16 protein-coding genes and 1 other RNA gene are annotated in these 13,163 nt (G+C 31.2%); 7 read left to right on the forward strand and 10 right to left on the reverse strand.

The window, feature by feature from the left end; genetic code table 11:
• Positions 1 to 42: 42 nt before the first annotated feature.
• Complete coding sequence (locus JM80_RS10295; protein ID WP_075694150.1) at positions 43 to 798, forward strand: phosphatidylcholine/phosphatidylserine synthase; 756 nt, start codon at positions 43 to 45, stop codon at positions 796 to 798.
• 8 nt (positions 799 to 806) lie between these two features.
• Here the strand turns inward: JM80_RS10295 and lptB are convergent, their stop codons facing one another.
• The 4 genes from lptB to JM80_RS10315 all read right to left on the reverse strand — a co-directional run bounded on the left by lptB (position 807) and on the right by JM80_RS10315 (position 3,756).
• The gene (lptB, locus tag JM80_RS10300; protein ID WP_144711196.1) at positions 807 to 1,547 is read right to left on the reverse strand and encodes an LPS export ABC transporter ATP-binding protein; all 741 of its coding nucleotides are present in this window, start codon (positions 1,545 to 1,547) and stop codon (positions 807 to 809) included.
• 64 nt (positions 1,548 to 1,611) lie between these two features.
• Positions 1,612 to 1,968 (reverse strand): carboxymuconolactone decarboxylase family protein, encoded by a 357-nt coding sequence (locus tag JM80_RS10305; protein ID WP_013619617.1) that lies wholly within the window; start codon positions 1,966 to 1,968, stop codon positions 1,612 to 1,614.
• Positions 1,949 to 2,791 (reverse strand): twin-arginine translocase subunit TatC, encoded by an 843-nt coding sequence (gene tatC, locus JM80_RS10310; RefSeq protein WP_013619616.1) that lies wholly within the window; start codon positions 2,789 to 2,791, stop codon positions 1,949 to 1,951. Before tatC ends, JM80_RS10305 begins: the two co-directional genes overlap by 20 nt.
• Positions 2,791 to 3,756, reverse strand: a complete 966-nt coding sequence (locus tag JM80_RS10315) for an SIS domain-containing protein (protein WP_089119092.1) — start codon at positions 3,754 to 3,756, stop codon at positions 2,791 to 2,793. Before JM80_RS10315 ends, tatC begins: the two co-directional genes overlap by 1 nt.
• Before the next feature lie 196 nt (positions 3,757 to 3,952).
• Between JM80_RS10315 and recQ the strand changes: the two genes are divergently transcribed.
• Entirely contained in the window at positions 3,953 to 6,154 is a 2,202-nt protein-coding gene (recQ, locus tag JM80_RS10320; RefSeq protein ID WP_013619614.1) for a DNA helicase RecQ, read from the forward strand.
• A gap of 78 nt (positions 6,155 to 6,232) precedes the next feature.
• On the opposite strand, the gene JM80_RS10325 is transcribed toward recQ, so the two are convergent.
• Genes JM80_RS10325 through JM80_RS10335 form a run of 3 tightly spaced genes read right to left on the reverse strand, consistent with a single transcriptional unit; the run spans position 6,233 to position 7,207 of the window.
• Complete coding sequence (locus tag JM80_RS10325) at positions 6,233 to 6,544, reverse strand: CCC motif membrane protein (protein ID WP_013619613.1); 312 nt, start codon at positions 6,542 to 6,544, stop codon at positions 6,233 to 6,235.
• A 14-nt stretch (positions 6,545 to 6,558) separates the two neighbouring features.
• Positions 6,559 to 6,888, reverse strand: coding sequence for a CCC motif membrane protein (locus tag JM80_RS10330; protein ID WP_013619612.1), 330 nt, complete (start codon positions 6,886 to 6,888; stop codon positions 6,559 to 6,561).
• Between the two features lie 19 nt (positions 6,889 to 6,907).
• Entirely contained in the window at positions 6,908 to 7,207 is a 300-nt protein-coding gene (locus JM80_RS10335) for a DUF2752 domain-containing protein (RefSeq protein ID WP_144709984.1), read from the reverse strand.
• A 111-nt stretch (positions 7,208 to 7,318) separates the two neighbouring features.
• Here JM80_RS10335 and JM80_RS10340 point away from each other — a divergent pair, with 111 nt between their 5' ends.
• A complete protein-coding gene (locus JM80_RS10340) occupies positions 7,319 to 7,864 on the forward strand; it encodes a Smr/MutS family protein (protein WP_013619610.1) in 546 nt (181 codons plus the stop codon).
• Between the two features lie 2 nt (positions 7,865 to 7,866).
• Here JM80_RS10340 and JM80_RS10345 read toward each other — a convergent pair whose 3' ends face one another.
• Complete coding sequence (locus tag JM80_RS10345; protein ID WP_144709986.1) at positions 7,867 to 8,373, reverse strand: hypothetical protein; 507 nt, start codon at positions 8,371 to 8,373, stop codon at positions 7,867 to 7,869.
• A 112-nt stretch (positions 8,374 to 8,485) separates the two neighbouring features.
• Between JM80_RS10345 and JM80_RS10350 the strand changes: the two genes are divergently transcribed.
• Complete coding sequence (locus JM80_RS10350) at positions 8,486 to 9,634, forward strand: cysteine desulfurase family protein (protein WP_144709988.1); 1,149 nt, start codon at positions 8,486 to 8,488, stop codon at positions 9,632 to 9,634.
• Here JM80_RS10350 and JM80_RS10355 read toward each other — a convergent pair.
• The gene (locus JM80_RS10355) at positions 9,631 to 10,284 is read right to left on the reverse strand and encodes a hypothetical protein (RefSeq protein ID WP_013619607.1); all 654 of its coding nucleotides are present in this window, start codon (positions 10,282 to 10,284) and stop codon (positions 9,631 to 9,633) included. The two genes, JM80_RS10350 and JM80_RS10355, sit on opposite strands and share 4 nt — an antisense overlap.
• A gap of 172 nt (positions 10,285 to 10,456) precedes the next feature.
• Complete coding sequence (locus tag JM80_RS10360) at positions 10,457 to 12,148, reverse strand: M23 family metallopeptidase (RefSeq protein WP_144709990.1); 1,692 nt, start codon at positions 12,146 to 12,148, stop codon at positions 10,457 to 10,459.
• 196 nt (positions 12,149 to 12,344) lie between these two features.
• On the opposite strand from JM80_RS10360, the gene JM80_RS10365 reads away from it, so the two are divergent.
• The 3 genes from JM80_RS10365 to ssrS all read left to right on the forward strand — a co-directional run bounded on the left by JM80_RS10365 (position 12,345) and on the right by ssrS (position 13,119).
• Positions 12,345 to 12,635, forward strand: a complete 291-nt coding sequence (locus JM80_RS10365) for a hypothetical protein (protein ID WP_013619605.1) — start codon at positions 12,345 to 12,347, stop codon at positions 12,633 to 12,635.
• A gap of 16 nt (positions 12,636 to 12,651) precedes the next feature.
• Entirely contained in the window at positions 12,652 to 12,948 is a 297-nt protein-coding gene (locus JM80_RS10370; RefSeq protein ID WP_013619604.1) for a cell division protein ZapA, read from the forward strand.
• A 60-nt stretch (positions 12,949 to 13,008) separates the two neighbouring features.
• Positions 13,009 to 13,119, forward strand: a non-coding RNA gene (gene ssrS, locus JM80_RS10375) — 6S RNA.
• The last annotated feature ends 44 nt before the right edge of the window (positions 13,120 to 13,163 follow it).

Consider the following 13,163-nt stretch of genomic DNA (forward strand, 5'->3'; position numbering starts at 1 on the left):
ATTTTTGAAGAATATAGCAATACACTAAACTTACTAAAAAAAATGAAAAAACAGATACCTAACTTAATTACGCTTTTAAATTTATTTTGTGGTTGTTTAGCGGTGCTTTTTGCTGTACACGGACTTTTTGAAATGGTTGCTTTATTTGTTTTCTTAGGTATATTTTTCGATTTTTTTGATGGTTTTGCTGCTCGTATGCTTAAAGTACAGAGCGAGCTTGGTTTACAGTTAGACTCATTAGCAGATATGGTAACAAGCGGAGTAGTGCCAGGTATAGTAATGTATAAATTATTATTAATGTCTACTACAGGCGGATGGAGCTCTGCAATGTTTGCAGGGGTAGAAAATAATTTTTATACCTCTGGGTTTCAAATTTCGTCTATAATTCCTTTTATAGGTTTTGTAATAACTTTAGCTTCTGGTTACAGGTTGGCTAAATTTAATATAGATGAAAACCAAACAGAATCTTTTATAGGATTACCAACACCAGCAAATGCTCTTTTAATAATTTCATTGCCGTTAATATTAGCCTATCAAAATTTCCCTTTGTTAAATGATGTAATATTAAACCAATGGTTTTTACTAGCAGTTACGGCTTTAAGCGCATATTTATTAAATGCTAATTTACCTTTGTTTGCTTTAAAATTTAAAACCTGGAATTTTAAGGATAATGCTATTCGCTACATTTTTTTAATACTATGCGTAGTATTACTAATAACGCTAAAATATTTAGCGGTACCAATTATAATAGTAACTTATATACTATTGTCTGTAGTAAGTAAATTAGGAACTAAATAAACTTAGTTTTAAAAATCTATTTTAGTTTTACGTAGCTCAAAGTTTTGGCCAAGGTAAACTTGCCTTACCATTTCATCGGCAGCTAGTTCTTCTGGTTCACCAGATTTTAAAATACCACCTTCAAACATTAAGTAAGACCTTTCTGTAATGGCAAGAGTTTCTTGTACGTTGTGGTCTGTAATTAAAATACCAATATTTTTGTTTTTTAATTGAGCTACAATACGCTGTATGTCTTCTACTGCAACCGGATCTACCCCAGCAAAAGGCTCATCTAATAATATAAATTTTGGATCTGTGGCTAAAGCGCGTGCAATTTCTGTACGCCTACGTTCACCACCAGAAAGTAAATCTCCTCTGTTTTTACGTATGTGTCCTAAACTAAACTCTTCAATAAGAGACTCCATTTTCATATGTTGCTCTTTTTTACTCAGTTTTGTAAGTTGTAGTACACTTAAAATATTTTTTTCAATGCTAAGCTTTCTAAAAACTGAAGCTTCTTGTGCCAAATAGCCAATTCCGTTTTGTGCTCTTTTGTACATAGGAAATTGTGTAATATTCATATTATTTAAATAAATATTACCACCATTAGGTTTTACGAGTCCAACAATCATATAAAAAGAAGTTGTTTTACCGGCACCATTTGGGCCCAACAAACCAACAATTTCTCCTTGGTTTACTTCCAAAGATATTCCTTTTACTACTTGTCGTCCTTTATAGGACTTCATTATATTGTCTGCTCTAAGCTTCATTTTTTCCATAGAATATCCAAATCTAAGTTATTCTTTTTGTAAACAGAGAAGATTTACCTTTTTTTTAACCTTCGTGGTTAGCTTCTATAGCCTCCCAATACTCGTGTGCACGCCTTAAATGCGGAATAACAATACTACCGCCAACAAGGGTAGCAATACTAAGTGTTTCCATAATCTCATCTTTATTAGCACCTTCTCTGTGCGAACTTTCTAAATGGTATTTTACGCAATCATCGCAACGTAAAACCGCAGAAGCAACTAGTCCTAGTAGTTCTTTAGTTTTTACATCTAAGGCTCCTTTGCTGTATGCATTAGTATCAAGGTTAAAAATTCTATTAATAACCTTGTTTTTATCTGCTAATATTTTTTCGTTCATTTTAGAACGGTACTCGTTAAATTCTTTAACTGGATTTTGTGACATTCTTACCTAGTTTTTTAGCTTCATTTTTTAACACTCTTCTAGAAATATAAATACTAATTTGATATAGTATTAAAACGGGTATTGTTACTACAATTTGACTTGCAACATCTGGAGGAGTTATAACAGCAGCTACTATTAATACTACAACCAATGCTATTTTTCTATGCTTTTTAAGCACTTCTGGAGTAACTAAGCCTACTTTTGTTAAAAAGTATATTATTATTGGAAGCTCAAACATTATACCGCAAGCAATTACAGATGCTTTTACGGTAGATATAAAGGAGCTTAAATCAAATTCATTTAATACCTCTTTACTAACTTGGTATGTACCTAAAAAGTTAATAGAGAAAGGAGTTACAATATAGTAACCAAAAAGCACACCAGAGAAAAATAAAAATGATGCGGCAAAAATAAAACCTTTAGAATTTTTACGTTCTTTTTCATACAAGCCTGGACTAATAAAACGCCACATTTCATATAAAATATAAGGAAAGCCAAGTATAAAACCAGCCCAAATAGAGGTCCATATATGAGCAGAAAACTGCCCTGCCATAGTTCTACTTTGTATGGTAAAAGGTAGGGTATCTGCACAAAAACTAGATTCCATTCCAAAATACGTAGCTATAGAACAAAAGAATTTATAGGTAGGGAAATCCATTTTTTTAGGTCCCAATAATACGGTATCAAAAATAAATTCTTTCATTGCAAATGCAACAATACCAATAATTACAACTGCTAGTGTAGATCTAATTAAGTGCCATCTAAGTTCTTCTAAATGGTCTAAAAAGGACATTTCGTCCGGGTTTTTTTTACTTTTTGCCATTATAAAATGCCTTCGTTTACTAAGTTATGTAAATGTAATAAACCAACGTATTTGGAATCTTTTACAGCAACCAATTGAGATATTTCTTGTTGTTGCATTAGTTCTAATGCATCAACTGCTAAAACATCTGTATTTACTGTCTTAGGATTTTTAGACATGATGTCTTTAGCGGTTAAGTTTCCAATATTATCATACGTATTAAGCATACGTCTAATATCTCCATCAGTAATAATACCAATAACTTTATCATTATCTAAAACTGCTGTTGCGCCAAGCATTTTTTCAGAAATTTCTACAATAACCTCTTTAACAGATGTATTTGTTTTAACTTCTGGTTTTTGGTTGTTATTTACAATGTCATTTACACGCAAGTACAGTTTTTTACCTAATGCACCACCTGGGTGGTACTTGGCAAAATCTTTACTTGTAAATCTTTTAAGTTCTAATAAAGAAACGGCAATTGCATCACCAATAACCAATTGTGCGGTTGTACTTGTGGTAGGTGCTAAATTATTAGGGCAAGCTTCTTTTTCTACATATGTATTTAATACATAGTTAGACTGTTGTGCTAAAAAAGAATCTGTATTTCCTGTCATTCCTATTAATACGTTTCCACCTCTTTTAATTAATGGTACCAAAACTTTAATTTCTGGTGTGTTACCACTTTTAGAAATACAAATAACTACATCATCTTTTAAAACAGTACCAAGGTCGCCGTGTATGGCATCTGCAGCATGCATAAATATAGATGGTGTACCAGTAGAGTTTAAGGTAGCCACAATTTTTTGCGCTATAATGGCACTTTTACCTATACCAGATATTATTAATCTTCCTTTAGAGTTGTAAATAGTATTTACAGCATCTGTAAAATTGGTATCTAGTAGGTTAGATAAGTTTTTAATAGCATCAGCTTCATTAGAAATTGTACGCTTAGCAATATCTATAATTGTTTTGGAGTTGCTCAATGTAATCTTAAATTATGTGTTCTTTTAAAAAAGATGTATTATCTTTAAGAATACAAAATTACGTAAACTTATTTTTATGTGATACAGTAATTTGATTGAAATTAAATTTGCCTTAAATTTTGTACGGATTCCTAAAATTTGAGTATCTTGAATTTTATTTTATTTAAAACAGTAAACACAACCACTATACAATACTATGAGTAACTCTAACATTGATTTGCACGCTTCCTTAAAAAAACATTTTGGATTCACAAAATTTAAAGGATTACAAGAGAGTGTCATCAATAACTTGCTTAAGGGTAATAATACGTTTGTTATAATGCCAACTGGCGGAGGCAAATCGCTTTGCTATCAGTTACCAGCGTTAATGCAAGAAGGTACGGCTATTGTTGTTTCTCCTCTAATAGCTTTGATGAAAAATCAGGTAGATGCCATACGTGGTATCTCTTCTGAACACGGAATTGCACACGTTTTAAATTCTTCTTTAACTAAAACTCAAGTAAAAGAGGTGAAAGAAGATATTGTAAACGGTGTAACTAAATTATTGTATGTAGCTCCTGAGTCTCTTATAAAAGAAGAGTATGTGGAGTTTTTAAGATCTGTAAAAATATCTTTTGTAGCGGTAGATGAAGCCCATTGTATATCTGAGTGGGGACATGATTTTAGACCAGAATATAGAAATTTAAAAACCATTGTTGGTAAGCTAGGAGACAATATACCTATGATAGGTTTAACGGCAACAGCTACACCAAAGGTGCAAGAAGATATTGTAAAAAATTTAGGGATTGCAGATGCTAAACTATTTAAAGCATCATTTAACAGGCCTAATTTATTTTATGAAGTACGACCAAAAACTCAGAATATAGAAGCAGATATAATACGTTTTGTAAAGCAAAACGTAGGTAAATCTGGAATTGTATACTGCTTAAGTCGTAAAAAAGTTGAGGAATTAGCACAGGTATTACAAGTTAATGGTATTAGTGCTGTGCCTTACCACGCTGGTTTTGATGCAAAAACAAGGTCTCGTTATCAAGATATGTTTTTAATGGAAGAGGTAGATGTTGTGGTTGCAACAATTGCCTTTGGTATGGGTATAGATAAGCCAGATGTGCGTTTTGTAATACATCATGATATACCTAAAAGTTTAGAAAGCTATTACCAAGAAACTGGTAGGGCAGGTAGAGATGGAGGAGAAGGACATTGTTTGGCTTTTTATTCTTATAAAGACATAGAAAAGCTAGAGAAATTTATGTCTGGGAAACCCGTTGCAGAACAAGAAATTGGAAATGCATTGCTGCAAGAAGTTGTTGCTTTTGCAGAAACATCTATGTCTCGTAGAAAATTTATTCTTCATTATTTTGGAGAGGAATTTGACGAGGTTAATGGAGAAGGAGCAGATATGGATGATAACACCCGTACTCCTAAAGAAAAAGTAGAAGCTAAAGAAAATGTAGTTAAGCTTATTAGTGTGGTACAAGGCACTAAAGAAAAATTTAAATCTAAGGAAATAGTAAATACCTTAATTGGTAAAAAAAATGCACTAATAACTTCGCATAAAACCAATGAAAAACCATTTTTTGGTATTGGTAAAGATAAAGATGCCGGTTATTGGATGGCTTTAATTCGCCAAACTTTAGTTGCTGGTTATTTACGTAAAGAAATAGAACAGTACGGAATTTTACGTGTTACACCAATGGGTGTTGATTATGCCAAGGAGCCAAAATCATTTTTAATGACAAAAGATCATGTGTATAGCCAAGCAAATGATGATGCTATTGTGAGTGCAGCAAAAAGTTCTGGTGGTGTAGCAGATAAAGAGCTTGCACAGTTGTTAAGGCAACTTAGAAAGTCTGAAGCTAAAAAGCACGGTGTACCTCCTTTTGTAGTTTTTCAAGATCCGTCTATAGATGACATGGCGCTTAAGTACCCAACCAGTATGGAAGATATGCTTAACATACATGGAGTAGGAGAAGGTAAAGCTAAAAAATACGGAAAACCATTTTTAGCACTTATAGCTAAGTATGTAGAGGATAATGATATTGTTAGACCAGATGATTTGGTGGTTAAAAGTACAGGAGCTAATTCTGCTTTAAAACTGTACATAATACAAAACGTAGATCGTAAATTACCATTAACAGATATTGCAGATGCTAAAGGTTTAGAGTTAGCAGAGTTGATAAAAGAAATGGAACAAATAGTATATAGTGGTACAAAGCTAAATATTACTTATTGGGTAGATGAAACTTTAGATGAAGACCAACAAGAAGAAATACACGATTACTTTTTAGAGGCAGAATCTGATAATATTGATGCTGCTGTAGAAGAGTTTGATGGTGACTATGAAGATGAAGAGCTACGTTTATATAGAATAAAATTTATTAGTGAAGTAGCAAACTAGTTTACAAATAAACTTAAAATAAAAAATCCCAATACATATGTATTGGGATTTTTTTGCTATCAATATATCTATTGTAGTTTAATATTGCATACCATCCATACTTCCTGTTGTAATGGCAGCTATTATAACTCCAAAGTATAGTATTATAAATACAAGATATAGGGCCGCTATAACTAATCCTATGATAGATAAAATCTTCGCGGTTTTTACATTTTCAATTCCTGTGTATTGGCCTGGATTTTGCTCATAAAGTAATCTTGCTTTTTTACCTTTAGATAAACTAATAAAACAAAAAATAGCTCCAAGAGGTCCGCAACATGCAACAGTTGCAATTAAGCCAATTATTCCCATTGTCATAGCGCTACTAGCACCAGGTAATTCTTCTTTCATAATTTAGATATATATTATTGATTATATCCTTGGTTGTATCCCTTCATAAACTCTTCCATCATTTCATCATAAGCACCTGTAGATTTAAAGAATATGTAAAGTCCTACTGTTATAATACTTAGTACAAGACCTATAATAGAAACAATTTTTGCGGTTTTTAACTGTCCAAAGTTTGAGTATTCTTGTGGGTTTTGTTGGTAGATTTTAGTGTCTTTATTTATTAAAAATAGAGCTATACCAGAAAAAAGTATTCCTCCAAATCCAGAAGTGCAGCAGCATCCAACATAAGAAATTATTCCTAATACTAATGCAATAGTAACGTTTGGTAATTTTTGTTGTTCCATAATTTAAAAAAGTAATTGGTTAAATAAATTTATTAATATAGTTAGTAAAAACTAATACAAAATTGATGACTAATAAGGAAATAATAATTTTATTAGCATATTTAATTTTATAGAAGTGGTTAACCCCTATAAAACCAAAAAGTAGAATTAAAGAATAAATTGCGGGATACATATAAAATGCACCACTAAAATCTCCTTGCAGTATTAACGAAATTGATCTTTGTATGCCGCAACCAGGGCAGTCTACACCAAAAAACTTCTTGTTCATACAAGGAAGCATATAATTATTAATGTTAAACTCTAGTCTTGGTAACAGCATTTAGGCTTGCAATCTATTTTTGAACTGGAAAAATACTACTATTTTTGTGGAAAGAAAATAAACGTCTTATTATTTTTTAAAATTAAGAGGTAAAAGATGTAAGAATTAGGTATGAAGAATTTTAGCATTGGTGATAAAGTAGAGGTTTTAGATGATACTATTTCAGGTACAGTTACTGCCGTAGTTGGTGATAATATTACCATTGAAACTGATTTGGGTTTTGAAATATCTTATTTAGCTAAAGAGCTAATTAAAATTGCAAATGCAGATACAATAAGAGTATCTAATTATGAAGTGGCTAAAATTAAACAAGAAAAAGAGCAGCCAAAACGTAAAAATAAACCAGCAATAAAACCAAAAGAGCGAAATATTCCTAAAATGGAAGTAGATTTACACATTAATCAGCTTGTAAAGTCTAGCAAAGGAATGGGTAATTTTGATATGCTTAATTTACAGTTAGAAACAGCTAAACGTCAATTAAACTTTGCTATTCAAAAAAGAATACAAAAAGTTGTTTTTATACACGGAGTGGGTGAGGGAGTGCTTAAGGAAGAGTTACAATACCTATTTAATAAATATGATAATTTAAAGTTTTATGACGCAGATTATCAAAAATACGGACTAGGAGCTACTGAAGTTTATATTTTTCAGAATTAAAATTATTGAGGAACTGTTGTTGTTATTACAGCAAAATCTTCAATATTTAAATCTGTTATACGTGTATCATCACTATTGTTTAGTGTAATATCTTTAAGTTTAATGGTATGTATAAAGGTGCCTTCTGTTTCTCCAGCAATTGTGTTTATAGTAATAGTTCCTTTTTCTGCGTTAATTTCTTCTAAAACTGTAGGTGTTGCAGGTGGTGGAGAATCACAAAAATAACTACTAGATACGGTGCCAGAAAATGTACGGTATGTTAGTTGAGAAGATTCTGGTATTGCACTTGTTATTTCAGCTTCAGAAACTTCATTTTTTAATAAACCAGAGGCTAATGTTAAAATCAAAGTTTCGTTATCATTTATCTTAAAAAATAATTCAGTATCAACACTAAGTGTACCACAGTTTTGAGCTATTACAGTGCTAAAATCTAAAGTTTCTATCTGCAAGTCTCCATCACTACATGAAAGTAATGCAAAAAGAGCACTAAAAAGGAAATATTTCTTCATACTCCAAATGTAAAAGTTTTTCTTTTGATTAGATGTAGATTTTAACGTTTTTTAGAATTATTTAATTTTAAATCCCCTATTTTTGGGGGATTATAATTTTTGATAAATTCTGATGCAAAAAGTTTATTTAGATAGCGCAGCTACAACACAGGTAAGAGAAGAAGTTATTGCAAAAATGCAAGACGCTTTAGGAGAATGTTACGGGAACCCATCTTCTACACATAGTTTTGGTAGAACAGCTAAAACTGCAATAGAAAAAACACGCAAAACAATTGCGAAATACTTAAACGCACACCCAGCAGAAATTATTTTTACATCTGGTGGTACAGAGGCAGATAATATGATTTTGCGTGGAGCAGTAAGAGATTTAGATGTGCGTACTATTATTACTTCTAAAATAGAGCACCATGCTGTTTTACATACAGTAGAGGAATTAGAAAAAGAATACGGTATTGCATTGCATTACGTAAATTTAGATGCTAACGGTAATCCAGATTTAATACATTTAAAAGAGTTATTGGCAAAAGATGATACTAAAAAAATAGTGAGTCTTATGCACGTTAATAATGAAATAGGCAACAAGTTAGATATTGATGCAGTTTGTACATTGTGTAAAGAGTATAATGCTCTATTTCATTCAGACACTGTACAGTCTGTTGGTCATTATGCTTGGGATGTACAACAAACTCCAGTAGATTTTTTAACTGCTGCTGCTCATAAATTTCACGGTCCAAAAGGTGTTGGTTTTGCTTATATAAAAAAGGATAAAGGTATTAAGCCACTAATATTTGGAGGCTCTCAGGAACGTGGTTTTAGAGCGGGTACAGAACCATACCATAATATAGTTGGTTTGGAAGAGGCATTTGTAATGTCTTATAATAATTTAAATGAAGAAAAAGCTTATGTTACAGAGCTTAAACAATACTTTATTGATAAAATAAAAACAGAAATTCCTGAGGTTAAATTTAATGGGTTGTCTGGTGATATTGATAAAAGTACATACACTTTGGTAAACGTAAATTTACCTGTAGACGAGAAAAAAGGTTTAATGCTTTTATTTCATTTAGATTTAAAAGGTATTGGGTGTTCTAAAGGTAGCGCTTGCCAATCTGGAAGCAGCTTAGGGTCTCACGTATTAACAGAGGTGTTGTCTAATGAAGATTTACAAAAACCGTCGGTACGCTTTTCTTTCTCTAAATACAATACCAAGCAAGAGCTAGATTATACTATAAAAGTATTAAAAGAGTTTGTAGAGAGTTAATTTTTCTTATTCTTTTTAACTCTTTCTTTATCATAAGGAAATTTACGAGTAGCTTTCTTCATCATACCATCTATAAGGTCTATGGTGTTTTTGCCAGTCTTCTTGTTAATTTCCTTTTCGTATTTCCATAATAGTTTGCCAGAGTCTCCATCACTAACTTTTATGCCAATACGCCCATAATTTGCATTTCCATCAAAATAATCAAAGAAATTGAAAGATGTAGATACTCCGTTAGATAAAAGTACATTTAAATCTATATTGCCACTAATAATACCATCTACATTTAGTAGCTTGGCTAGTTCTTTAGTGGTGTGTATGTCTATATTTTTAAATGTAATATTGTTTTTAGCTAGTAAGGCATTAGTGTTTTTTATATTCTGAAATTCTACAGCGTACTTTTTCTTTTTTTTACCTCTTAAAAAATAAGTCTCTAGTGCATTTTGTACAGCGTAGCCTTCTTTTTCTTCTAATTCTTTTAGCTTTTCTTTTGTAATGTTATCTTTTAGCTCCAAATTGGCTAAAAACGGAATAATTGCCAGTACTTTATGGTCTTTGCTAATGGCATCAAAATGTTTGTTCTCGTATATATTTTTTTGCGCTTGTACTCCACAAAAAGATAGTAATATTATAAAAAGTAATGTTTTTTTCATTTTTTGTATTCTCTGTAATTACACTGCCGTATTAAAGTTTATGACACTTTATTTTTGCAAAAGTATATGAAATTACTAAACTTATAAGCTTTTAATCTTTTAAACTATTGTTATTTTAGGTGTGTATTTTATTAAATTAATTGTTTTAAGTTAACCTTTTACTTTTGCAGTGTTATTTTCTATAAAAAGTAGTTTTGTATGTAGTACTGTTGCCTACATTATCTGTAACAATAACTTTTAAATTGCATTCTTTTTTATTAAGAATTTTATCATCAAAATTATAAGTTATTGTATTTGTTTTGTATTCATAACTCATTAAAACCCACTCTCCGTTTATATAGGCATTATAAGTGTCAATACCACTTAAATCATCAACAATTTTAAGGCTTAAATATTTGTAATTGTTTAGCCATTGTTTTGCTTTAAAGTTTTTAGGCGTAATAACAGGTGCAATAGTATCTTTAGCAAGGGTGTATGTGCCTAAATTTTTTGTTCTTGTAGTAAAGGTATTTCCTCTTTTATATGTAGTTGCGTGTATAGGTAAGTTTTTGCTATTCAATCTAGCAATAAATAATTGTTTTTTCTCAGTATCAGAGTATTTACTAACATCAAAGGTTATTGTAAAATTGCGGTGTGCAGGTACTTCGTTATTATGAATTTTTACGGTATCCTTCCCCTTTTTTAAATCGATATAGAAATCGTTATAAAAAGTATTAGCAGGAAAATATACTTTTGCCCCTTCTAAATTGTAATTGTTTGGTTTTTTTGCTATTAAGTAATTATCTGTAGTAGCAACTTTTTTGGGTGATTTTAGCTCTTGTACTTTGCCTTCAATAGGAATAATTATTTTTGTAGTGTTGTTTTCCCAGTCTTTTAATAGCAACTCTACATTGTAGGTAAGTCCATTGTTTACAACAATTTTTCCATCGTTATGTAAATCAGAATAAATACTAAGTTTATTACTAGGGTCTTTAAAACACTTTACAATGCGCTGGCTATATTTACCGTAGTGTTGGTAGTCTATTAATGTGTTAATATATCTTGTTTCTGCAAACGAAAAAGAATCAAACTTAAATTTAGAGTATGTTTTACCATTTACCAACTGTTCTATAGCGTAAATACCATTTTTGTTTGCAGCCATATCTTGCCTGTCATAACCATTAAAGCCAATTCCTATAGTACCAGAGGCATAAACTTTATCTGCCAAATAAGATCCGTCTGCTTGCCTCTTAAATTTAATTTGAGTTTTATTTGCGCTACGGTTAATTTGCGCATCATTACTTAGTGGATAAGCGTATAAGTTTAAAATTGTTGGGTCTGTTGCGTCTCTAATATCGTAACCATATAAAAGCGGATTTGTAGGTTTGCTGTTAGTATTGCTTCTAATTTCAAAATGTAAATGCGGACCAGAAGAACCACCTGTATTGCCAGAGTAAGCTATAACTTCTCCCTTTTTAACTTTAAGCTCTCCAAAATCAGGAAAAGTCTCTACTTGATATGATTGCTTTTTATATTGTATTTTTTTGATGTACTCTTCAATTTTAGGAGAAAATTTTTGCAAATGCGCATACACAGAGGTGTAACCGCTAGGGTGAGTTATGTAAAGAGCTTTACCATATCCCCAGTGCGATATTTTAATACGCGTAACAGAAGCATCATCAATAGCATAAACAGCTAATCCTTCCCTTTGTTGGGTTTTTATATCTATACCAGAATGAAAATGGTTAGAGCGTAACTCGCCAAAATTACCAGCTAAAATTAAAGGGATATCTAATGGTGACTGAAATTTATTTTGAGGATATTTCTCTTGTCCGTATACAGAAGTAAGTAAAAATAATGCAGCTATAAATGCGTAAATTCTCATAAGTATTTTTAAAGTTGATACGAAAATAACCAATCCCGTTTAATTGAAAAAAACTAATATGCTTTAAAAATTCCAAAACACCTTATTACAGAGGGTTAAGTGCTAATATTTAATTCTTTACAAGAATAATTGAAAAAAGTATTGCGAACTAGTTTAATCTATGTTAACTTTGTGATAAATGCATCGATTTTTGTAAATGAGCGAATTAGTTGAAATTGTTGATTCTTTAGAAAACAAAGTTAGCAAGCTACTTCATAAGATGGAGTTGTTAAAGCAAGCAAATACTAGGTTGTATGAAGAGTTACTTTCGCTTAAAAAAGAGCAAGCAGCAACTTCTAATTTGGTTTTAGAATGGGAAGAAAAGTATAATGCTCTTAAACTTGCAAATTCTATGCTAGGCAGTAATAAAAATAAAACAGAAGCAAAGCTAAAAATAAATACATTAATTAGAGAGTTAGACCATTGTATTGCTCAACTAGCTGAATAATGTAATATTAATACTTATGGCAGAAAAGCTAAAAATTAAACTTTCTATTGCAGACAGGGTTTACCCGTTAACTATAGATCCTAGTCAGGAAGAAGGTTTACGTAAAGCTGCAAAAAATATAGAGCAGCTTGCAAAAAAGTTTGAGCAAAATTATGCCGTTAGAGATAAACAAGATGTATTGGCAATGTGTGCCTTACAATTTGCCTCTAAAATAGAGCAAAAAAGTATTGATAAACAAGAAGACACAACCGAAGTTACTAAGCGTTTAAAAGCATTAGAACACATTGTAGAATCTAAGCTGAGCTCTATATAATATAAAATACGTTCATTACATAACATTAAATTACTGCCCACATTGGTATTTTTTTGACAAACTCAACATTAATTTGTTTTTAAAGGGTGAGTTTAGTTTGTAAAAGCAGGCCTTACTAGTATAAGGATCCTTGATCATGCTGTTAACCCTAATCCTGTTTTATAGGAGTTTGTACAAAACACCCCCAATGTGGGTTTTTTAATATATATAAACAA

It is taken from the genome of Cellulophaga sp. RHA_52, assembly GCF_007827205.1.
In the GTDB taxonomy this organism is placed as follows: domain Bacteria; phylum Bacteroidota; class Bacteroidia; order Flavobacteriales; family Flavobacteriaceae; genus Cellulophaga; species Cellulophaga lytica.